17 protein-coding genes, 2 tRNA genes and 1 riboswitch are annotated in these 20,678 nt (G+C 54.0%); of the genes, 7 read left to right on the top strand and 12 right to left on the bottom strand.

From position 1 onward, the window contains the following. Nucleotides 1–471 precede the first annotated feature (471 nt). Complete coding sequence (locus I2G69_RS06315) at nucleotides 472–747, top strand: DUF1905 domain-containing protein (RefSeq protein WP_191363169.1); 276 nt, start codon at nucleotides 472–474, stop codon at nucleotides 745–747. Nucleotides 748–795: 48 nt separating this feature from the next. Here the strand turns inward: I2G69_RS06315 and I2G69_RS06320 are convergent, their stop codons facing one another. Next, nucleotides 796–1,926 (bottom strand): DUF4317 domain-containing protein, encoded by a 1,131-nt coding sequence (locus I2G69_RS06320; protein WP_191396059.1) that lies wholly within the window; start codon nucleotides 1,924–1,926, stop codon nucleotides 796–798. A gap of 462 nt (nucleotides 1,927–2,388) precedes the next feature. Here I2G69_RS06320 and I2G69_RS06325 point away from each other — a divergent pair, with 462 nt between their 5' ends. From I2G69_RS06325 to I2G69_RS06340, 4 genes are all read left to right on the top strand, one after another. Continuing rightward, on the top strand, nucleotides 2,389–3,630 hold the full coding sequence (locus I2G69_RS06325) for an ammonium transporter (RefSeq protein ID WP_087234608.1): 1,242 nt from the start codon (nucleotides 2,389–2,391) through the stop codon (nucleotides 3,628–3,630). A 20-nt stretch (nucleotides 3,631–3,650) separates the two neighbouring features. Continuing rightward, the gene (locus I2G69_RS06330; protein ID WP_191363168.1) at nucleotides 3,651–4,034 is read left to right on the top strand and encodes a P-II family nitrogen regulator; all 384 of its coding nucleotides are present in this window, start codon (nucleotides 3,651–3,653) and stop codon (nucleotides 4,032–4,034) included. 425 nt (nucleotides 4,035–4,459) lie between these two features. Continuing rightward, nucleotides 4,460–5,761 (top strand): phenylacetate--CoA ligase family protein, encoded by a 1,302-nt coding sequence (locus tag I2G69_RS06335; RefSeq protein WP_087234610.1) that lies wholly within the window; start codon nucleotides 4,460–4,462, stop codon nucleotides 5,759–5,761. 16 nt (nucleotides 5,762–5,777) lie between these two features. After that, nucleotides 5,778–6,218, top strand: a complete 441-nt coding sequence (locus I2G69_RS06340; RefSeq protein ID WP_191363167.1) for an ACT domain-containing protein — start codon at nucleotides 5,778–5,780, stop codon at nucleotides 6,216–6,218. A 205-nt stretch (nucleotides 6,219–6,423) separates the two neighbouring features. Here I2G69_RS06340 and I2G69_RS06345 read toward each other — a convergent pair whose 3' ends face one another. The 4 genes from I2G69_RS06345 to I2G69_RS06360 form a co-directional block, all read right to left on the bottom strand. Further along, complete coding sequence (locus I2G69_RS06345; protein ID WP_195560436.1) at nucleotides 6,424–7,422, bottom strand: ADP-ribosylglycohydrolase family protein; 999 nt, start codon at nucleotides 7,420–7,422, stop codon at nucleotides 6,424–6,426. A gap of 288 nt (nucleotides 7,423–7,710) precedes the next feature. Continuing rightward, a tRNA-Tyr gene (locus tag I2G69_RS06350) sits at nucleotides 7,711–7,796 on the bottom strand. A 100-nt stretch (nucleotides 7,797–7,896) separates the two neighbouring features. Further along, a tRNA-Thr gene (locus tag I2G69_RS06355) sits at nucleotides 7,897–7,972 on the bottom strand. A 90-nt stretch (nucleotides 7,973–8,062) separates the two neighbouring features. Further along, the gene (locus I2G69_RS06360; RefSeq protein ID WP_191406006.1) at nucleotides 8,063–8,728 is read right to left on the bottom strand and encodes an HAD hydrolase-like protein; all 666 of its coding nucleotides are present in this window, start codon (nucleotides 8,726–8,728) and stop codon (nucleotides 8,063–8,065) included. A gap of 509 nt (nucleotides 8,729–9,237) precedes the next feature. Here I2G69_RS06360 and I2G69_RS06365 point away from each other — a divergent pair. Beyond that, a complete protein-coding gene (locus I2G69_RS06365) occupies nucleotides 9,238–9,657 on the top strand; it encodes a YjdF family protein (RefSeq protein ID WP_087234648.1) in 420 nt (139 codons plus the stop codon). A 66-nt stretch (nucleotides 9,658–9,723) separates the two neighbouring features. After that, nucleotides 9,724–10,113: a YybH family protein gene (locus tag I2G69_RS06370; RefSeq protein WP_195560437.1), complete on the top strand. Its 390-nt coding sequence runs from the start codon at nucleotides 9,724–9,726 to the stop codon at nucleotides 10,111–10,113. Between the two features lie 141 nt (nucleotides 10,114–10,254). On the opposite strand, the gene I2G69_RS06375 is transcribed toward I2G69_RS06370, so the two are convergent. The 7 genes from I2G69_RS06375 to I2G69_RS06405 all read right to left on the bottom strand — a co-directional run bounded on the left by I2G69_RS06375 (nucleotide 10,255) and on the right by I2G69_RS06405 (nucleotide 20,623). Further along, a complete protein-coding gene (locus tag I2G69_RS06375; protein WP_243254876.1) occupies nucleotides 10,255–10,974 on the bottom strand; it encodes a DNA alkylation repair protein in 720 nt (239 codons plus the stop codon). Next, on the bottom strand, nucleotides 10,961–11,434 hold the full coding sequence (locus I2G69_RS14195; RefSeq protein WP_330608916.1) for a methylated-DNA--[protein]-cysteine S-methyltransferase: 474 nt from the start codon (nucleotides 11,432–11,434) through the stop codon (nucleotides 10,961–10,963). The genes I2G69_RS06375 and I2G69_RS14195 overlap by 14 nt, the downstream gene beginning before the upstream one ends. A gap of 3 nt (nucleotides 11,435–11,437) precedes the next feature. Then, on the bottom strand, nucleotides 11,438–12,217 hold the full coding sequence (locus tag I2G69_RS06385) for a class I SAM-dependent methyltransferase (RefSeq protein ID WP_191363163.1): 780 nt from the start codon (nucleotides 12,215–12,217) through the stop codon (nucleotides 11,438–11,440). 210 nt (nucleotides 12,218–12,427) lie between these two features. Continuing rightward, on the bottom strand, nucleotides 12,428–13,189 hold the full coding sequence (locus I2G69_RS06390; RefSeq protein WP_195560438.1) for an ABC transporter ATP-binding protein: 762 nt from the start codon (nucleotides 13,187–13,189) through the stop codon (nucleotides 12,428–12,430). Then, on the bottom strand, nucleotides 13,186–14,334 hold the full coding sequence (locus I2G69_RS06395) for a FecCD family ABC transporter permease (RefSeq protein ID WP_242969702.1): 1,149 nt from the start codon (nucleotides 14,332–14,334) through the stop codon (nucleotides 13,186–13,188). The genes I2G69_RS06390 and I2G69_RS06395 overlap by 4 nt, the downstream gene beginning before the upstream one ends. Continuing rightward, the gene (locus I2G69_RS06400; protein WP_191441670.1) at nucleotides 14,318–15,361 is read right to left on the bottom strand and encodes an ABC transporter substrate-binding protein; all 1,044 of its coding nucleotides are present in this window, start codon (nucleotides 15,359–15,361) and stop codon (nucleotides 14,318–14,320) included. Before I2G69_RS06400 ends, I2G69_RS06395 begins: the two co-directional genes overlap by 17 nt. A 162-nt stretch (nucleotides 15,362–15,523) precedes the next feature. After that, nucleotides 15,524–15,715: riboswitch (cobalamin riboswitch) on the bottom strand. Between the two features lie 630 nt (nucleotides 15,716–16,345). Continuing rightward, on the bottom strand, nucleotides 16,346–20,623 hold the full coding sequence (locus tag I2G69_RS06405; RefSeq protein WP_195560439.1) for a family 43 glycosylhydrolase: 4,278 nt from the start codon (nucleotides 20,621–20,623) through the stop codon (nucleotides 16,346–16,348). Between the last annotated feature and the right edge of the window lie 55 nt (nucleotides 20,624–20,678).

Below are 20,678 nucleotides of genomic sequence, written 5' to 3' on the forward strand. Positions count from 1 at the left end.
CTATCTCGATACACTAACGTGTATTCCAGTTTGTTGAGTCTGGATTCTCATTCGTCCGAAAGTTCCGTTCACATCCTTCCGGATGTTCCCGTCTCTCTCAAAGTCATTACGGGTCCTTCATTTCGTAACGTTGTTTAATTTTCAAGGTCCTTCATAACCCTCGAACCAGCTTCCCGTCTGGGTTTATGGCCTCTCGCCTTGTCCCTTTCGCTTGGGCCGTTTCGTAAGGTGCTCGAATATAATACCAAACCCTACCCCTTTTGTCAACACCTTTTTTAAAAAAATTTGAAACTTTTTTCAAATTCTTTTTCCAGCCTCTTTCCAAGGCCGGGAAAGCGCCAATAACTTGCCTATATAATCTACCATATCTCCCATTGCATCACAAGCCTATTCCTACAACACGATCGCCATCCCCTGTGAAATTTGCCGGTAGGATGGGGCATGATAAAAGGACCGGAAGGAGGTTCGATCATGGGCGAATATGCTTTTGACGCGGAAATTCAAAAAGTCCCCAACATCGACGGTGCGTATATCGAAATCCCCTTTGATGTAAAAGCAGCATTTGGAAAAAGCCGGGTTCCCGTCCATGCAACATTCGACGGCGAACCATACGACGGCAGCCTGGTGCGCATGAAAACTGTCCGCCACATTCTTGGCCTGCGCAAAGATATCCGCGCGAAAATCGGCAAACAGCCGGGGGACACGGTCCATGTCACATTGGTAGAGCGCATCCCCGCCAAACGATAGGGATGGAAATCAAAAGGCGTAAAGAGGATTCCTCTTCACGCCTTTTTCTTACGAGATATGGATCTGCACGCCGTTTACTTCAACCCCTTCTTCCGCACGGATCAAAATATACTTCTTGCCATCGATCACACGTGTTTCCAAAAGATCGCTGCGCTCCGGATTCACCCGGATCGTGACGTCCGGCGTACAGACCTCAAATTGCTTGCTATTGATAATGTTCCGCGGACGGAGCTCCGTATCTGCACCAAATACTGTATCATATTTTTCATCGAAAGTGGCCGTCCGTTCTTCCGGCACCCCACAGGATTCCAATACCCGCTTGACCGCTGTTTTCGAGAGCACCAGGGGCTCTACTTCTTTGTTGGCCTTATGCTCTTCGATCATGCCGCTCAACTGGCCATGCACCGATTGCACCACATCATAGCTGCAATCTTCGGCCAACGTTTCGCCAAGGATCGATTCAAAGGTTTCCTTTTGCTCGGCCGCCGGCATGGGGACTTCACAGTGGAACACCGCGTCCACGAACTCCTGATGATTCTCCGCAATATCGCGCGTATAGTAAAGGGCACTGTAGATATTGGTGCTTCGGTCTTCAAATGCAGGAAATAAGAAACCGATCTCCGGCGCCGCAACAATCCAATCCTCCTTCCGGTTGTGGAACATATTCTCGTTTACATAATAACTCAATGCCGGTTTTGTCATCTTGACCGGGCAGATGCTGCACAAGAAATAGGAATATACTTCGGAAGAGGCGTCCTCCTGTTGTTCCCCGTCCTTGGAGCGGTAAGGGACATCGTATGTATCATACGCCAGCAGGATCACATAATGCCCCTCGATAGACAAAGACTGGACAATCCGCTGGAAAAGCGCCTGCGCCGCCTCTTCATTGTTGAGAGAAGAATTCCGAAGTTCCATTAATAAGCTATGTTCCTCGCTATCTACGACTTGGCGGGTGGTGAAATCAATATCAATCAAATTTTTCCCCAGCGTCCCAGAGAGCGTCCTCTTTAAGATGGCCAAGAGCTTCTCCGATTCTTCCTGCGGCGTCAGCGCGAACGACTGGCGGAATTCAGATACAATCTCCCGCTTATCATTGACATAACAGCCCCGAATATAGGCGATATTACTTTTCTCCGGCCGGAACCGGCGGCGGATTTCTGCGACTTCTTTTTCGTTCATTACAACCCCTTCTTTCTCTAATGAATCCTCTATTTCCACTGCATATCCGCTGGCAGGCAGATATGCGCCTTAAAATTCCCCGATACGGTTTTGCAGCGTCATCGCTATATTGACGCCATGCGTACCGGCGTCCTTCAAATGCCCCCGTCAAAGAGCCGGAACTATTATAACACACAGCCCATCCCTCTCAAAATGTTTCTTCCCGCTTCGACAGGATGTTCCAGATTCGCACGATCCCCATGCCCCGTATGCTCTTTAATCTGGAAATCCGCGCCTGATGCGATAAGGCCAGAAAACCAGATATATTTTAACCAGGCATATTTTAAAAGCATCGAATGAAATTATAAATTGACCATTGACTTTTCTAATTTGCTTCGCTATAATAGTAGCGAGCAAAGGCGTTCCCAAGGGATGGGAACGCCTTTTTTTATTTTATTTTTAAATTTTTAGGAGGGTGATCGTATGAGTACAGGGGATAACGGTTTTGTACTGATCTGTGCGGCGTTCGTATTCTTTATGACGCCAGGGTTGGCTTTTTTCTATGGGGGCTTGGTGCGGCGAAAAAACATCGTGAACACCATTATGGCTTGCGTTGGTATTATGGGCCTCTCCGTCGTTATGTGGATTGTATGCGGCTTTTCCCTATCCTTTGGTGCGGACCACGGCGGCATAATCGGCGGCTTGGAGTATATTTGCCTCAATGGTTTGGACTTTAATGAAGCATTGTCCTATGCGCCGACGCTGTCGTCGCTCACGTATGTTGTTTTCCAGATGATGTTCGCCATGATTACGCCGGCGCTGATCACTGGCGCTGTGGCAGGACGTATGCGTTATAAGGCGCTGTTTCTCTTCATCGCATTATGGTCCTTGGTTGTCTACTATCCCATGGCACATATGGTATGGGGAGCCGGTGGGCTTCTGGCCGAAATGGGGGCTGTCGACTTCGCCGGCGGCAACGTTGTCCATATCAGCTCCGGTGTGAGCGGTTTGGTCCTGGCGATCCTTCTCGGCAGGCGCAGCGGTGTGGAACACACATCCTATCGTGTCCACAACATCCCGTTTGTGTTTTTGGGCGCGGCGATTCTTTGGTTTGGCTGGTTCGGATTCAACGCCGGCTCTGCGCTGGGCGCCAACGGCCTTGCCGCGCATGCATTTTTGACGTCGGCCCTTTCCTCTGCAACAGCCTTGCTGGCCTGGATGCTGATCGACGTCATCAAAGATGGAAAGCCGACGCTGGTGGGCGCTTCCACCGGACTGGTTGTCGGGCTGGTTGCCATCACGCCCGGCGCGGGCTTTGTCCCGGTTTGGGCAGCGATTGTCATCGGGGCGGTGGTCAGCCCCATTTGCTACTTCACGATGAATTTCTTAAAGAACAAGCTCAAGATCGACGACGCGCTGGATGCATTTGGCTGCCATGGCATTGGCGGGATCTGGGGCGGCATTGCCACCGGATTGTTCGCAAGGACGGACATCAATCCAGTTGCGCGATGGAACGGGTTGGTCTTTGGCGAGGCCGGGCTCTTTACCGCACAGGTCGTCAGCATCCTGATCACAATCGCAGTCGCCGTGGTGGGGACGCTGGTGTGCGTCGGGATCACCCGGATCTTTACCAAGCTGCGGGTTGAACACAAAGAGGAACTGCTTGGGCTTGATATGACCCAGCATGGCGAGCGGGCATATCCGTCGTTTAACGGTTTAGACTGATGAAGGGGGATACATAGAATATGATGTATAAGGTAGAAGCCATCATCCGCGAGGAAAAGCTTGAGGACATCAAGGAAGCCCTGCATGAAATTGACGTCAACGGCGTCACGGCTTATCAAGTGATGGGGTTCGGCGCCCAGCGCGGTTATAAAACCGTCGTGCGCGGGCAGGAAATCGACGTCATGCTGCTGCCAAAAATCAAGCTGGAAATCGTCGTCTCTTCGGAAGAGTGGAAAGACAAAACCATCCAGAAGATCAAAGAGGTTGCTTATACGGGTGAAGTGGGCGATGGAAAGATTTTCGCCTATGAAATTACCGATGCATTAAAGATCCGCACCGGTGAGACCGGCTATGCGGCGCTTCAATCCGCAAGCGAATCCGGCGAAACCCCATCAAGGGCCTAACATACGGTTTATATCGAAAAAGCAGCTGCCAGCGAAAACCGGCAGCTGCTTTTTCGATCTCTTAGACAGCTCCGGGTTGTCAGAGCCTCTCAGAAAATGATTCCACTTTGAATTTTTACGCAAAACAACCCCACAAAATATTCTTCGAAATGCGCTTTAGCCATTCCTCCATCCGCTCAGGCGCAAAAACGAGGTCCCACGGAATCCCTTCCCGGCCGCAACAAGCCCCAGGCGCTTTAGGCTCCGGTATTTCTCCAAATCCATTTCTATGGTGGAAAAAACAAAAGATACGCCAATAGAAACGTCCACATAAACGCACTAAATATATTTACTTTATCTAGGTAAAATGGTATAATCTCTATAAAATCGTTGGATTCCTACACGATTATCCCATTATCATTATATAGAAAGGAAAGATCCCCTTTATGGAGCATTATTATCAATCTGAAATCGAGTGTGCCAGCCGGGAACAAATCAGAGCTTGGCAAAACGAGCGCCTGATCCCGACCGTGAAACGTGTCTACGAGAATGTACCTTATTACCGTCATCTGATGGAGGAAAAGGGCGTTACTCCAGACGATATCCGTTCCGTTGACGACCTACATAAACTCCCCTTTTTAACCAAGGAAGATTTGCGCCAAGCATATCCATACGGCCTATTGGCTGTCCCGCTAGAGGATTGCGTGCGTATCCAGTCCACCAGCGGCACAACCGGCCGCCGGGTAGTCGCTTTCTATACGCAACACGATATTGACCTGTGGGACGAATGCTGCGCCCGTGCAATCGTGGCGGCCGGCGGCACCAAAGAAGATGTGGTACACGTCTGCTATGGCTACGGCCTGTTCACCGGCGGCCCCGGCCTGAATGGCGGCTCCCATAAAGTCGGTTCCCTAACCCTGCCCATGTCTTCCGGCAATACCGACCGGCAGATTCAGTTCATGTGTGACCTGGGCTCCACCATCCTCTGCTGTACCCCTTCCTATGCCGCCTATCTGGCAGAGAGCATTATTGAACGCGGCCTGCGGGATAAGATCAAATTGAAGGCCGGTATCTTCGGCGCAGAAGCATGGAGCGAGGAGATGCGCCAGGATATCCAAAACAAACTAGGGATCAAAGCGTACGATATCTATGGCTTGACCGAGATTTCCGGCCCTGGCGTCGCTTTTGAGTGCAGCGACCAGCACGGTATGCACATCAACGAAGACAATTTTATCCCTGAAATTATCGACCCAAAAACCGGTGAAGTGTTGCCGGAAGGCAGCGTCGGCGAGCTGGTCTTCACTTGTATTACCAAGGACGCTTTCCCGTTGCTTCGTTATCGCACACGTGATATCTGTGTGCTCAATTACGAAAAATGCCCCTGCGGGCGTACCCATGTGCGTATGTCCAAGCCGATGGGCCGTAGTGACGACATGTTGATCGTCAAGGGTGTCAATGTATTCCCGTCTCAGATCGAAACGGTATTGCTTAACAAGGGATACCCTGCCAACTATCAGATCGTCGTCAGCCGTGAAAACAACAGCGATAAGCTGGAGGTCCAGGTAGAGATGACGCCCGAGATGTTCTCCGACAACCTCTCTCAAGTCTCTTCCCGCGAAAAGGAACTGGTGGACGCTCTGAAAGCCATGCTGGGAATCTATACGGTTGTGAAGCTTGTAGCGCCTAAGAGCATTACCCGCAGCGAAGGCAAAGCGGTACGTGTAATCGACAAACGCAACCTGTACTGAGAAAGGAGCTTTGGAAATGACTATCAATCAGATCTCCGTATTTCTGGAAAACAAGCCTGGACAGCTGGCTGAATTCACCCGGCTTTTGGAGGAAAACCAGATCGATATGCGCGCTCTTTCCATTGCCGAAACGCAGGATTTTGGAATCCTGCGCCTGATTGTAGACGACCCCTATAAAACGGTCAATGTCGTCAAAGATGCCGGCTATATCTGTGCGGTCACGCCGGTCCTGGCGGTTGAACTCTCTGACAAGCCAGGCAGCCTTGTGAAACTGCTCACTGCACTTGGAGAAGGCGGCATCAATGTGGAATACTCCTATGCCTTTATTGCACGCAAAAAGGATGTGGCTTATATGGCCTTCCGCGTCAACGATCCGGAAAAGGCCGTAGGGGTGCTGGTTCAGAACCAGGCACGCCCCCTGTCGCAAGACGACTTGTCCTCTTTGTTCAGCGACTAATAAAAGCATATGGCAAAACGATCCCAATAAACGTCAAAAGGCATCCAACAGGCGCCTGTTGGATGCCTTTTTGTGCGCACACTTTTCATATTGCCGCTGCGGTTGCAATGGGCGAAGGTCCCCGCAAGGCTTCCCCTATCGCGTGTTTGCTCCATGGTTGCAATTGCAGGAATTTTTTAATTTGAAATTGGTGGACCAAATGGTTTTATCCGTTGCTTCCTTCCACATTTCCAAAGCAGTGATTAAAAAACGCCTTACTTTTCCACTTCAAGCCGCCACATTTTGCAAGTTTCTCGAGCCAGTGATTTGGGATTGCTTGCACGCCATACCATAGCCCAGAAAGGCCGCCGGCAACGGCAGCTGTGGTGTCGGTATCCTCCCCCAGGCGGATCGCTGTGAGCATGCAGTCCTGATAGCTGGGAGTCTTCAAAAGGCACCATAGCGCTGCCTGCAAGGTATGAATCACATAACCGCTTCCTCGGATCTGTTCTTCCGGCCATAGATCAATATCCTTCAACAATTCAAACTCGGGATATACATCTGCAAACTCCGATTTTTGTTTATAGTAAGATAGCGCGGACAAAACCCCTGCTTTTACTGCGTCCCGCAAATGGCCCCCACGGTATAATTGGAACACCACTGCGCAATAAACCCCACACGCCATCAGGCACCGCGGATGTGCATGTGTGCATTTTGATATATTGTGGACGATCAAGGCGCTTCGATCATCCAACTCTGAAGTTTTATATGTTCCTATAAGATACAAGGCGGCCGGTAAGATCCGCATAAGGGAGCCATTGCCACAACAAAATTCAGCTGTTTCCCCACACTCCAGAGGAGGGGCGCCCTTACAAAAAGCAAAGATTGCATGCTTTGTTGTCCCTCCCACATCAAACACCTCGTCATGGGCCGTATTGGCCGCATTCCAAAGCCAATCCGAAAAACGAAGCATTTGATCTTCATAGTCAACCCCTTTTTCCATAAAGGAATCCATCATGCATAGCGTCATACTCGTATCATCCGACCAGGTGCCGGCTGGCTGGCCATGCGCGCCGCCGCCCCGCATGTCTTTAATGGGGGTGCGCGCCAGTTCATCCCGGCTCATAAATTCAGCAGGAACCCCCAGCGCATCGCCAACGGCGAAGCCCAGGATCGCCCCTTCCACCCTTTGCAAAGGGGTTATTTGTATATGTGGGAACTCCATATTCGTTGCCTAACTCCTTTCCTTTATCTGATACGCTCCATTTTATCAAAAAATTTGCAACCCTGCATTCATGTTCCAGACATGCTAGGATAAAAGTACCCCGATCTCTTAAAAAACGCTAGGCTCCTTCCTATCATAAGCAGCTGCATACAGACAAAAAGAGCCTAAACGCAGGTTGCATCCAGGCGTAATCTAAGGTGGGTAGGCACTTTAGATGCAGTGAAAGGCACGGGCAGCAGGCGGTGAAAAAAGAAAAAGTCTGAACGCAATTCGCGTTCAGACTCACTTTGGTGGAGGAGGATGGATTCGGACCATCGAAGCTGAAAAGCAACAGATTTACAGTCTGCCCCCTTTGGCCACTCGGGAACTCCTCCATATGTGCCGCCCCTTTTCAGAAGCAAGCTTGTCTCTGGCGCTGACAGGGAACCTTTCCCAAACACCAAGCTCCGTGTCCGCCAAAAGCAGATAACCTGCTGGAGCTGGTGAACGGACTTGAACCCCTGACCTGCTGATTACAAATCAGCTGCTCTACCAACTGAGCTACACCAGCATTTGCATCACTCAAGAGTGCTTGACTAATATACCATACTTTTTGTCCATTTGTCAAGCCCGAAATGCAAAGATTTTTGAAAAATTTGGTTTAATTTTCGTTGGAAAAGAGATAGGGCCGCAGGGCGTCCACCGAATCCGCAAACCAGACCGCCCCAGCCTCTGCTAGCTCCTCTTTTGTCCCATAGCCATAAGCTGCCGCCAAAAAGTCCACCCCAGCCTCAACCGCGCCGCGCGCGTCAAAATGGGTGTCTCCGATCATGACAACCTCGCGCTTTTCTGCGCCGCCGCACTCCCGGATCGCCTGCGCAATCATCTCCGGCTTGCTGGAATGGAATCCGTCGGGCCCGGCTGCCACCAGCGCGTCAAAATATGTTCGGATGTCATACGCTTGGACGATGTGTTCCAAGATCGGCTTTGGCTTCGAGGAGGCCGTCGACAGCTTTGCGCCGGAAGCTTTCAAATCCTTTAATAGCGCCTCGATTCCCGGATACAGGCGGTTTTCTCTCCAACCGATCCGGTTATACCGCTGGCGATACAGCGCAACGGCCTTTTCCGCCTGCTCCTGGCTCATCCCGCAAAAATTGCGCATGCTCTGTCCCATGGGCGGCCCGATAAATTTGCGCATGACCTCCGGCGGAGGGACGGGAAATCCCATCTCACGGATTGCATACTTGGCGCTGTTTAAAATTCCCTCGCCCGATTCGCAGAGGGTTCCGTCCAAGTCAAACAGAACAATCTTATAATTACATTTCATCGGTAGTTCCTCCGTCCTTCCATTTCCCGGTTGAGACTTTGATCCATAGGCCACCTGCTGCCGCCTGACTTGTGCAACAGCCTGTCCGCTTTGCAAAACCTGTCCGCAGCCATACTAGTATATCCTAATTTGTCGGGAAGCTTCCTCCCGGTGGGGCTTTTTCCATTCTGCCTCCGTCTCCTGTAGACGTTGTGGTTCTACGCACACCTGTTCCGGCCATCGGAAAGTTCTCCCATACGTTTTCCAACTTTAATCCATTTTCCCCTATCCTGTCAAGACAAAGGCTATAAAAAGCAAGTTAAAAACATGTTTTCCAAACCGGAGAGAAAAAGCCAGCATCCCTTTCCGGAAGCGCTCTTGCGGGCTAAGCAAAAAGACGGTATGATAGAGTGGCAAGGATAAAAACACGGCGCGGTTGGTAGTCCGCGCGCCGGGGATCTCCCGGCCAGTAACCCTCCCTCCCATGGGTCGTCCGTTCTTTGCAGGATTATACAATGGGAGGAATCAAAATGGACACAACAGCAGCGAAACTCACGGTATTTTTTGAGGAACCGTTTTGGGTGGGCGTCTATGAGCGCACCGAAAGCGGCCAGGTGGAAGCATGCCGGGTGGTCTTTGGCGCAGAACCCAAAGATTACGAGGTATACGACTTCCTACTCAAGCACTGGGATAGCATGCGGTTCAGTCCACCCGTTGCAGCAGAGGGAATCCCCTCGCAGATTCGGAACCCCAAACGGGCGCGGCGCGCAGCAAAGCAGGCGCTTTGCCACACCGGAACGGGAACCAAATCGCAACAGGCCCTGCAAATGCAGCGGGAACTGGGCAAACAAGAGCGCAAAAAAGTCCGCAAACAGCAATCCGAAGAGGAAAAAGCGCGGCGGTTTGCCCTGCGCCAACAGCGCAAAAAGGAAAAGCACAGGGGCAGGTAAACATCCTGCTCCGCATCCTTTTCCACCGTATTTTAAAGGCTAGCGTTTTGAAAGGAGTGTTGATCGATGAATCCAGAGATTCAATCTCTCATCCAGCAGGCGGATCAGGCGATCCGTGAGGAACGCTTTGACGACCTGATGGAATTTTATACGGAGGACGCCGTCTTGATGATCAATGGGGAAAAGGAGGCCCATGGCAAGAAAGCCATCAAGGAAGCTTTCATCCAGATTGCCGCCTATTTCCAGAACAGCCTCGTCCCCACACAGGGAAAAATGCGGATGACCGAAGCGGGGGACACGGTCCTGGTCCTGTCGCAAACGCTTCTGGACGCGGACAATAAGGCGGAATCTGCGTACAGCATGGAGCGCCGTGCGACCTATGTCTATCGCCGCATCGGTGGAAAATGGCTCTGCGCCATTGACAACTCCTATGGGACCGCCCTATTGGACGACTGATGAACCACATTCAAAAGAGGGGGAAGCCGCTGTTGATACAGTGGCTTCCCCTTTTTTACGATCCGTTGCTCTGGCTTTGTGATCGTTTCCAGTTGCGGCCTTCTGGCCTTATTTCCCCTTGACCAAGCAGCCTAAACGCCGTTACCGGCGCTTCATGGCGCGCAGCCGTTCCTTTTCCTCCCTGCAGATTCGCCGGGATTCGGTCATCTTTTGCAACGCCTTGTTGAAAGGGAACGTATCCAGCCGGCTATTGGGCAGATAGGCCATGGTCCGCTCCGGAAAGCGCGCATAGCATTCCGCAAGCGCCCAGGCGACTGCCATCTGCGCATAATACCCCGTATGCCGGACATTGTCCAGGGTCTCCAGGACACGGTCGATGAACGCCTCTTGGATGAAGTGATCCAGGAGCATCACGACGCCGAAGCGCACGTCAAATTCCCGTTCGGAGGAAAAATAGGGCCGCAAAAACGCCCACACCCGTTCCGGATCTTTGCGGACAAACTTCAGGGTGTTGCAGAAGCTGTCGCAGGTGGACCAGTCGCCAATCTCCGGGACGAACGCCTCCGTATAAGCAAGCAGCTCCTCTACATCAGCCTTTGCATAGCCGATCACCATTCCGCGCAGGAGCGTCTCTTCAAAGCACTTCCCCTTTTCCGCGCGGAAAAAGGCGCGCCAGTCCCCGCGCGCAATCCGCTTGGCCAACCCACGCAGCGCAGGCAGCCGCACGCCCAGCATGGGCGTTCCCCCTGGAATCAGGCCGGAAGCAAACGCCCGATAGTCCGGTTCTGCCATCGCCTGCAATTCCTTCCGGACAGCCTCCCAGCCCCATTCCATATTCAAAGATGCATCAGCGCGCCCCATACCGTCTCTCCAAATCCAAAAGGGTTCTTTTACACTCCAATCCGCCCGCATAGCCTGTCAAGCTGCCGTCCGCCCCCACCACGCGGTGGCAGGGGATAAAAATCGGGATGGGATTGCAGTGGTTCGCCATACCGACTGCGCGGCACGCCTTGGGGCGGCCAATCTGCGCGGCGATTTCCCCATAGGACCGCGTCTGCCCATAGGGGATTTCCTGCAAAGCGCTCCAGACCGCTTTCTGAAACGCCGTACCTTCCGGCGCCAATGGCAAATCGAACATCTTCCGCTCCCCGCGCAGGTATTCCCGGAGCTGCTCCGCCGCTTTGCGAAGCAGTTCCGTTTCGTGTTGCACAACCGTTCCCGGCACCTCTTCGCCGGGAAGCCGCAGAAGGGCAATCGCGCCCCCATTTTCTCCAATCGCGATGCGACCGATTTCAGTGTCGTATAGAAACAGACCGTCCACGCTTTACATTCCTTCCTTTTCCGGTTTTATCGCGCGGGTTGCGATATAGGTGGGCGTGAAGTCCCGCAGGCGTCCCTGGCCGGGCCGGTCGCGGTCGTCAAAGAGGTCGGTCAGCCGAAGCCCCGCTTTTAACTGACCGCCGATCTGCTCTTCCAGCGAATGGCTGAATTGCATGCCGTCCCCGTCCCGCATCAGCTTTTCAAATTGCTCCGGGTTTTTTAACGGGTTAAACGGAAGCGCATTTTCCACCACAAGCGTCTGATCGTCGTTGAACAAGTAAGGGATTCCATTGTCCATCCCCGCCAGAAGGATGCCGCCCGGCTTGAGAATGCGGTAACATTCCCGCCATACCTGGTATACATCCTCGATGTAGCAATTGGAGACCGGATGGAAAATCACGTCAAACTGGCCGTCCGGGAAGGGCAGGGGCTTGGTCATATCGCCGCGCACAATCTGGATGGAATAGCCCTCGCGTTCCGCCACCATCCGCTCGCTTTCCAGCTGCTTTTTGGAATAGTCAAACACCGTACAATTTGCGCCCAAAGCGGCAAAAACCGGCATCTGCTGTGCGCCGCCGCTGGCCAACCCCAAAAGCTGCGCCCCCTTGAGCGCTGGAAACCAGCTGTGCGGCACCGGGCGCATCGGCGTGAGATATACGTCCCATGTCCCGTTTTTTGCCGCCAAATAGTCCTCGTGGGAGATCGGGATTCCCCATTCGATCCCGTCCTCAACCCACTGATCCCACTGTTCCGCGTTATATTTTGTGTACTGTTCTCGATTCATCGGTTTCCCCTCTTTCTTGGCTGGTTTCATCATTGCTATTTCTATTATAAAGCCGTATCCCAATCTCTGCAAATCCTTTTGCGGAATTTTCATGCATTCCTTTCCAGCCCGCGAACCAAACAAATTTTATCCGGCCCTCAATTGCCCCGAAAAAATGCACGCCAAAGGGCCTGCCTTGGAGGAAAACCTCCAAGGCAGGCCCTTCCCTTTTTATTTTGCCTGATAGATAATCAAAAGCTGCCCGTCTTCATCGGTGCGGACCTTGGCGCGCACGCCATATACCTCTTCGATCATCCGCTCTGTAAGCACCTCGCGCGGCGTTCCTCTGCTATAAATTTGACCATCCTTGACCACATAGATGACGTCGCTGTACATGGCCGCCAGGTTTAAGTCGTGAAAAGCGGATAGGACCGTCTTATGCATGGACTTGACGATGTTGAGCAATTGCAGCTGGTATTTGATGTCCAAATGGTTGGTGGGCTCGTCGAGGATCAAAGCCTCTGTGCGCTGCGCCAGTGCGCGCGCCAAAATCACACGCTGTTGTTCCCCACCGGACAGGCTGGAAAACGGGCGGTTTTCCAGCACCTCCATGCCCACCTGCTTCAGGGCTTCGCGCATGATCGCATAGTCCTCCGCTGTATCGCGGTCCATCGCGCGCTTATGCGGCGCGCGCCCCATCAGCACCATATCCTTTACCAGAAAATCAAAATCATAGGCATTGTGCTGTGCAACCACGCCCAAGCGTTTTGCAGCCTCTTTATGGCTCATATGGGAAGGCGGTTCCCCGTCCAGCCGGATGCAGCCCATCTTGGGCTGCAATACGCGATAGATACATTTCAAAAAGGTGCTCTTCCCACTGCCGTTCGGCCCAATCAGCCCGACAAAACAACCGTCCTCCGCGCGCAGGGAGATGTCCTTTAAAATTTGCGTGCTTCCCCAGGAGAACGAAAGGCCCTCTGCATCAATCCTCATGACGGCCTCCCTCCAAACTGATAAGTCTTTTTGACAAGCAGCAGGACAAACGCCGGCGCCCCCACAATCGAAATCAGGATTCCAATCGGCAACTCCGCATTTGGAAGGATCGTCCGGGCCACCACGTCGGCCCAAACCAGGAAGATGCCGCCCGCCAGAGCGGACAGGGGCAACAGCTTCCGATGATCCACGCCGAACAGCACGCGGATTACATGAGGGATCATCAACCCTACAAATCCGATGACGCCCGATGCATAGACAACGAAGCCGACCACCAGCGAGGCCATCACCAGATACACTTGCCGGTAACGGCGCAAATTGGTTCCCAGCGTGATAGCCGTATCGTCCCCCAGCAGCATGAGATTGAGCGTGCGGCTCTGCGTCAAGAAAAAGGCGATCGCCAGAAGCACAACCAAAAAAATCACGCCGTTGCTCTCCCATTCCGCCCCCGCCAAGCTGCCCATCAGCCAGAAGGTGACCGTCATAAAGCGGCCGGGATCGTCCGCCACATAGACGATAAAATTGGAAATGGCAGAACAAACCGAACTGAGCGCCACGCCCGCCAGGACCAATTTGACCGGCGTTGCACGGCCTCCAAGGTGGGAAAGACCGATGACGGCAAAGGATACGCCCAACGCGCCCAAAAAGGCGCAGACGCCGACGCTATTCGAGCCAAAGGCGCCGATCCCCAGCAGGATTGCCGCCGTTGCGCCCAAGGATGCGCCGGAAGAAATCCCCAGGATATACGGGTCCGCCAGCGGGTTTTGCACGACGGCCTGCATCACAACACCCACGGTCGCCAATCCCATGCCGACCGCCACCCCCAGCACGATCCGGGGCAACCGGATATACCAGACGATGTCGTGGGCGGCCCCTTGCGCCAGCGTTGCGGGGTCCCCGATGTGGAACCATTCAAACAGGATGACTTCATACACCTGACGCACCGTCAGGTCCGCGGACCCGACGGTCACAGCAAAAAGCACGGACCCCACCAGAACTACCAGCAAAAGGACGACTGCGCAGAGATATGCCGGTATTCCGTGAAACACGCCGGTTGTAAGGCGCTGGGACAGGGTTTTATCCGTGCTTGGGCGTTTCCCAAGAACGGGTTTATCCCCCCGCTGCATCTTATGCCTCAATCCCATAGAGGCTCTTGAGGAATAGTTTTACCGTATCTTTGGTGCGGACCCCGGGCGCATACGCCAGACTGTATTCCACCGGATAGATACGGCCGTTTTTGACCGCGTCCACGCTGGCCAATGCAGGATTTTCCGTATACAGGGCAATTGCCTCTTCGTCCGGAACAGAGCTCACATGTACGGCGAAAATCGCTTCCGGGTTGGCATCCACGATCTCCTCATCGGTCCATCCCGCCTGGCCAAGCGGTTCGGCGCCCATCTGCGCCGCAATATCGCCCGCAGCTGTCTTAGCATGATAGATGTCGTATTCGCCCTCCCATTTTTCTGCGATCAAGATGCGTTGGGGCTCTTTTCCCTCCGCGGCCTGCTTTCCCTGGTCGACATATTGCTGGATATCGGCGATGATTTCTTCCGCCTTCTCCTGGCGGTTATAAATTTTTGCAAGATTCCGGATATCCTGATACTCATTCTCCAAGGATTCGTCCCCACGCAGCACGCTATTAATGGTCGTATAGGTTCCGATTCCACGGTCATGCCAAAAATCGACGTCCCCCATGCGATCCTCCATATTGAACAAGGAATACCACCCGATGACCATGTCGGGCTCCAAACTCAAAGCGTATTCCTTGACAAAATAGCCGACGTCCTGGTGATTTTTTAGAAGATCCAGCTTGGCAAATTCCTCTGCATACTCCGGCAGTACGCTGCTACAATCCGCCACCATTTCAATTTTATCACCAAGGCCGAGCGCCAGAAGAATTTCCACATTGTTCCTCCCATAGACCAACGTCTTTTCCGGGCATTTCTCAAAGGTATAGGGCACCAGTTCCCGCGCGTTGTTATACACCTCTACGGTCACGGGATAATAATCGGACTCGTCTTGGGATGCTTCCTGTGAGGAGGCGTCCAAACCGGCCGGTTCACTGGAGGACACGCTCTCCAATTGGGAGGACGTCTGCGGGCTGCTGCTACAGGCTGTAACGCTAAGCAGCATAGAAAGCGCCAACAGGGTTGCAAGGATTCTCTTTTTCATGATTTTTCCACTCCTTTTTCGATCTGAAATCACTTCGTTCTTCCGTGACAAAAGACAACAAAAAACGCCCGCAACGAGTGTTGCGGGCGGGGCTTCCAGACCGTCAAAAGGGTATACGTCCCCCTTAGGCGTTTTCTGGCAACCGGCTCCGTCGTCCGCAGAATGGCCACCGAGTCCATGGCAGGTCTTCTGACTGATGCATCCACACCATCTTCCGCCTTCTCAACAGGAATTCTATCAATGGCATCTTGGAAGTGGCTCCGCAATCACAGCAACGGGATTGTACAAGATTCGCACTTGTTTCCCTTTTCATCAAACCCTCGTGTGGTTTGAACCATGGACCCATTTGATTCTTTTGTCGTTTTCAGTATAAAACACGGTATGGGAAATGTCAACGATCTCCATGAACTGCAGACGCGCAGCGTCTTTCGCGGGCACGCAGTGCCTCTCGCGCCTACGGCGGACGCATGGCGTCTTTTCGCGCCTACGGCGGACGCACAGCGTCTCTCGCGCCTACGGCGGACGCACAGCGTCTCTCGCGCCTACGGCGGACGCACAGCGTCTTTTCGCGCCTACGGCGGACGCATGGCGTCTTTTCGCGCCTACGGCGTTCCCTACGAAAGCAAGCTGTAAGGAGTTTGCTTTCCGCTCCATATGGGAAGGCCCTACAGAGGCAAGCGAAAATTTTCATACAGGCAAAAATTACAGTCCCACCACATGTGAGAAATAGAAGGATAAAACATAGCAAGGCCCTCACCCTGGGAATTCCCAGGGTGAGGGCCTTGCTGTTTATCAGGAAAAAAACTTCCCTTTTCTTTCGATGTCTCGTCCACGATTACGCAATCGTCACCGTGCAATGGACGCACAGCGTCTTTTCGCGCCTACGGCGGGCACACAGTGCCTTCCGCGCCTACGGCGTTCCCTACGGAAGCAAACCGCAAAGAGTTTGCTTTCTGCTCCATATTGGAAGCCCTAAGGAAACACTTAGCCAACCGTTACGGTGCAGTGCTTGACCGCGTTCTGGCCCGGCAGGGTGGTGTAAACGCCCGTGCTCTGGCCCGGCGTGCCGATCGCATAGACTCTGTAGTAGGAATCGTTGCCAACCTTCGCCACAAACTGCGTCTTGAGCACATCGCCGTTGCCGACCGTAAAGCCCGGCGTCATGGCGTTGCCGTTCACGACCGTCATCTTGAAGCAGTATGCGCTGCCTCTCTTCAAGGTGAAGTTGACCGTCGTGTCGGAAACCACATAGGCATTCACTGCCACGTTCTGGCTTGCGGATACCACGCCCGCTGCGCCGTATGCATTGCCAACGTTTGCAGACGTGCTGCCGCTGTTCTTCGAGCCCGTGGAGGTGCTCTTCTCAACTAGGCCGTCGATGCTGTTCTCCAGCGTCTCGACTGCGTCTGCGACCTCTTCCTCGGTCGCTTCTGCGTCGTTCAGCACTGCCTTCGCGGTGCTCAATGCGGCCTTCATCGCTGCGACGCTCTTCGCCGTGTACTTATTGGTGTTAATCGCTTCGGCTTCCCCGATCAATGCTTCCAGCGCATCCTTATCCGGGATCAGGCGCAGGGCGGAAATCGCTGCCGTAAGGTCTTTCACTGCGGTGTCCACCGCATCCTGCGTTGCATTTGCATCTTCCAGCACGGTCTTTGCTTCGGCCAGGACGGTCTCAAAGCTCGTCCATGCGTCGTTCTGGATGTACTGATCTGCATTTTCGACAATGCCGTCGCCCTTGAGGACCAGCGCTTCCAGCTCGGTGACGTCTGCGCGGTAGACCAAGCCATAAATGGCGTCATACAGCGCATCCACCGCTGCGGTGATGTCCGCTTCCAGGACTTCTTCATCGTCCAGCAGGTCTTCCGCTGCTGCATACGCTTCGTCCAGCGCTTTCAGGCTGTCCGGCGTGAACAGGTCGCGGTTGATGGACTCTGCGATCTCCATCGGGATTTCCAGCTGGCTCTTGTCGCCTGCGACAAAGCTCAGGTAGTGCAGCGCGTCGATCAAGTCGCTCCATGCGCCGTTGATCTCGTCCTGCGTTGCGGTCTTCTTTGCTTCGACGTCCTGCGCCGCCTGCAAAGCCGCTTCGTACTTCTCCTTCACGGACGGAACGGCTGCTTCCGCCTCGTCCGCTCTGCCTTCTGCAATCTCAATGGCAGCACGCAGGTTCTGCTTGTCTACCACTGTGAAGCCAAGCTCGATCGTGGTGTCCGCGTTCGGCATAGCCGCGCTGTACACATACTCGGCAACGTCAAAGCTGTCTTCCGCAATGGCGTCGCCATTCACGGTGACGCCTGCGATCTCGCGGCCTTCTACGCGCGGCGTAAAGGTCAGCTCGAGCGCATCTCCCGCCATTACGACATCTTTATATGCGCCGATCAGGTTGGCAATCGTCTGGCTTTCGCCATCGATGCTCAGTTCGACGGTGTTCGGGAAGGTGACCGTCAGCATGTGCTCGCTCGGCTCTTCCTCCACTTCGCCGGTCAGGGCAATCCAGCTCAGGACCGGGTCGGGGTTGTTGGAATTCTGTCTCTGAACGCTGATGGTGACATCCGCGTCGTTTTCTACCGTAAATGGGAACAGATAAGCCTGTTCGCCGGAATTGGTGAATGTGCCAATCGTAGTCTCAACCGTCTGCCCGTCCGCGCCTTCATAAGAAACAACGACCTTCATCGGGCGGGATGTACTCCACCACTCCTGGAAACCAAGGGAAACCTGATACTCGCCGGCCTTTAACGGTAGCTTGTAATCGATATTCTTGCCGCCCTTTGCCCAGAAACCGCTGGTATAAGCGTCCTGGCTTTCCGGATTCTTGGGTGCGATGTCGTCATCGGTGCCGGTATAGCCCCAGCTACCCTCGGTATAGGCTTGGTCATACGCCTCGGTATTGACCAGGTTCGGGGCCATCTCTTTGATGACATCGTACAGCTCGGAGCCATTCGTAGCGCCGCTGTCGATAAAGTAAAGCAGGTTCTCCGGGATGTCAACGACATTGGCCGTTATCGTAAGGCCATTGGCGTCTTCCAGCGTGCCGGTTACCGTATTTTCTGCGCCCGGAATCAGCGAGCTGAAATCCCAGGAGACATTGACGTCCTTGGTCACCCACCCCTCATCCTCACGGATGCTGACGTTTACCTGCTCCGGCAGGTTCTCGGTGCCATAATAGATATCATCCATCTCGCTGTTCAGCTTGATGTTGTTGATGGAATCAAATACGCTGAGATCCCAATCGTTGTATTCCTGGAGGCTGATATTCCCTCTGGCGTCGATCTGCACCGGCAGCCAGATATAACGGGAATCTGCAAGCGCTTCCGCGCTGAAATCCTGTTCTTTTCCATAACCCCAGCGGTCGCCCATGTAGATGAACTTGCCGTTCTCCGGGTCCACCGGGATCACATTGGTGCTCTGGGACCAGAAGGTCTTCCCATCGGTATCGCCGATGCAAGGATCGCCCATGTCGGTCCACTCGCCGAGAATTTCGTCGGCCTTCCAATAGCGGGCCGGGTTCGGGCTCCAGCCGGTTGCGCCGGAGGTAATCATGTAATAGGTGCCGTCATACTTGAACAGGGCCGGCGCTTCGCGCTGCCCGCCCGGGAACAGGCGGACGAAGTCCACGCCGTTCTTTGCCAGGCCGACCGGCTCCTGCGGCACGTCGAGGTCCGTGTACTCGTCGTTCAAGCGGGAGATAAACATCGTGCGGTTCTCTTCGCTGGAATAGATGATATACGCCGTCCCGTCGTCGTCGATAAACAGGTTCATGTCGCGGGCAAAACCGCGGTTCTGCGGCTCTTCATACCAGTCGAGCACGCCGTTGTCCTCCAGATACTCCTCTTCCGGAAGCTGGTGCAAACGGGAGCGGCGGATAAAGGTGAACGGGCCGTTCGGCGTATCGCTGATCGCCATGCCCGCTGCTGCTGCCGCGTAGCTGGAAGTGGACTCCTCGGTGGGGCCGTCCGCATGGAACCAGATGATGTACTTTTCGGTTGCCTCGTTATAAATCATCTTCGGGCGCTCGATAATCGCCGTGTCCTTGTTGATGCAGAGGTAGACATAGTCCTTCTCCTCCTCGGTCAGGTCGCCGTAGAGGGCCGTGAAATACGGGTCCGTATCCAACGCCTCACGGTTCGGGACCGAACGCATCACATAGCCTTCGAACGTCCAGTTGTACAGGTCGTCGGAGGAATACGCGCTGATGCCATTGCTGTGGCTTCCGGTCGTCTTATCCTCACCGACCCACCACCATTTTTCCGTCCCGTCGGGCATGGGCAATTTCTGCACCTGTCCGCCGTGCGCCTGGATGGGCTTGCCGTTGGTGTCCTTCCATACATCGCCGTTGACGCCGGAGAAGGAATCATAGGTTTCGATGGAGCGCAGGTCGGAGTAGACCGTGTCCAGATGCTCGCAGGTCTCTTTCACGTCTGCAGGGCTCGGGTTGTCCTGCGCCGCCAACTCCTTCGCAGATGCCAGGACAGCGTTCAGGGCCTGGAGGTTGTCCTCCTTATTTTCTTCGCCCACATAGAGCTCGCCAAGGGGCTCTTCTGCATAGACAACGCCGGCCGCCTGGTCCGCTTCCACCTTGCCCTCGATCTCCGCGATCTTATCCGTCAAAGTGGCCTTGTCATACACTTCGCCACGCTTGACCAGGATGTAGCTGAGGATGGGGTCTCCATCCGCAGAGGTACGCTTGGAGTTATGGACAAATACGTTCAGCTCGCCGTCCGTGACCATAATCTCCGAAGTGCGCTCAAACGTCGCATTGGTCGCCGAGCCGCCGGGCACGCTGGCCTGATCCGTAGTGCGGGTGCCTTCCAGATCGATGTCCACCGTTCTGGCGCCCCACCAACCGGGGATCTTAATGCCAACAGTGACTTCATAGCTGCCGTTTTCCACAGCAAAGTTATACCGGAAGCCGCTGGTCTCCGGGTCATACTGGATGCTGTCGCTGGTGTACCAGTACGTATCGGTCTTGACAACGCTGTCTGCATTGCCGCCGCGGACCATGTATTCGTCTTCTACATAGCCCCAGGCGTTCCCCGTCCCAGCGTCCTCGCCATAGGGCTGGTCCGTCACGGACTGGTACCCGCCCATGGCGTCCCCCTCCGCCACGTCCGCCACATTGGTTGCGGCGCAGTTGACGAAGTAGAGCAGGTCTCCGGGTTCCCCGCTCTCGGTTGCCGCCAGTGCCGGCGCAGAAACAAAAGTCTGCAACAGCATGCACAAGCAGAGCAGCAGAGGCAGGGCCCTGCGTTTGGTTCTCTTCATGTTTGCGTTTCTCCTTCCTATTGCCTTTCTTCTGTCCTGGCTTTTCAGCCTTCTC

It is taken from the genome of Anaeromassilibacillus sp. D41t1_190614_C2 (genome assembly GCF_015558525.1).
GTDB classification, from domain to species: domain Bacteria; phylum Bacillota; class Clostridia; order Oscillospirales; family Acutalibacteraceae; genus Anaeromassilibacillus; species Anaeromassilibacillus stercoravium.

Excerpts from the sequence above, each read along its gene's own strand:
- I2G69_RS06315 (WP_191363169.1), top strand. The coding sequence starts at position 472 with ATGGGCGAATATGCTTTTGACGCGGAAATTCAAAAAGTCCCCAACATC.
- I2G69_RS06320 (WP_191396059.1), bottom strand. The coding sequence starts at position 1,926 with ATGAACGAAAAAGAAGTCGCAGAAATCCGCCGCCGGTTCCGGCCGGAG.
- I2G69_RS06325 (WP_087234608.1), top strand. The coding sequence starts at position 2,389 with ATGAGTACAGGGGATAACGGTTTTGTACTGATCTGTGCGGCGTTCGTA.
- I2G69_RS06330 (WP_191363168.1), top strand. The coding sequence starts at position 3,651 with ATGATGTATAAGGTAGAAGCCATCATCCGCGAGGAAAAGCTTGAGGAC.
- I2G69_RS06335 (WP_087234610.1), top strand. The coding sequence starts at position 4,460 with ATGGAGCATTATTATCAATCTGAAATCGAGTGTGCCAGCCGGGAACAA.
- I2G69_RS06340 (WP_191363167.1), top strand. The coding sequence starts at position 5,778 with ATGACTATCAATCAGATCTCCGTATTTCTGGAAAACAAGCCTGGACAG.
- I2G69_RS06345 (WP_195560436.1), bottom strand. The coding sequence starts at position 7,422 with ATGGAGTTCCCACATATACAAATAACCCCTTTGCAAAGGGTGGAAGGG.
- I2G69_RS06360 (WP_191406006.1), bottom strand. The coding sequence starts at position 8,728 with ATGAAATGTAATTATAAGATTGTTCTGTTTGACTTGGACGGAACCCTC.
- I2G69_RS06365 (WP_087234648.1), top strand. The coding sequence starts at position 9,238 with ATGGACACAACAGCAGCGAAACTCACGGTATTTTTTGAGGAACCGTTT.
- I2G69_RS06370 (WP_195560437.1), top strand. The coding sequence starts at position 9,724 with ATGAATCCAGAGATTCAATCTCTCATCCAGCAGGCGGATCAGGCGATC.
- I2G69_RS06375 (WP_243254876.1), bottom strand. The coding sequence starts at position 10,974 with ATGGGGCGCGCTGATGCATCTTTGAATATGGAATGGGGCTGGGAGGCT.
- I2G69_RS06385 (WP_191363163.1), bottom strand. The coding sequence starts at position 12,217 with ATGAATCGAGAACAGTACACAAAATATAACGCGGAACAGTGGGATCAG.
- I2G69_RS06390 (WP_195560438.1), bottom strand. The coding sequence starts at position 13,189 with ATGAGGATTGATGCAGAGGGCCTTTCGTTCTCCTGGGGAAGCACGCAA.
- I2G69_RS06395 (WP_242969702.1), bottom strand. The coding sequence starts at position 14,334 with ATGGGATTGAGGCATAAGATGCAGCGGGGGGATAAACCCGTTCTTGGG.
- I2G69_RS06400 (WP_191441670.1), bottom strand. The coding sequence starts at position 15,361 with ATGAAAAAGAGAATCCTTGCAACCCTGTTGGCGCTTTCTATGCTGCTT.
- I2G69_RS06405 (WP_195560439.1), bottom strand. The coding sequence starts at position 20,623 with ATGAAGAGAACCAAACGCAGGGCCCTGCCTCTGCTGCTCTGCTTGTGC.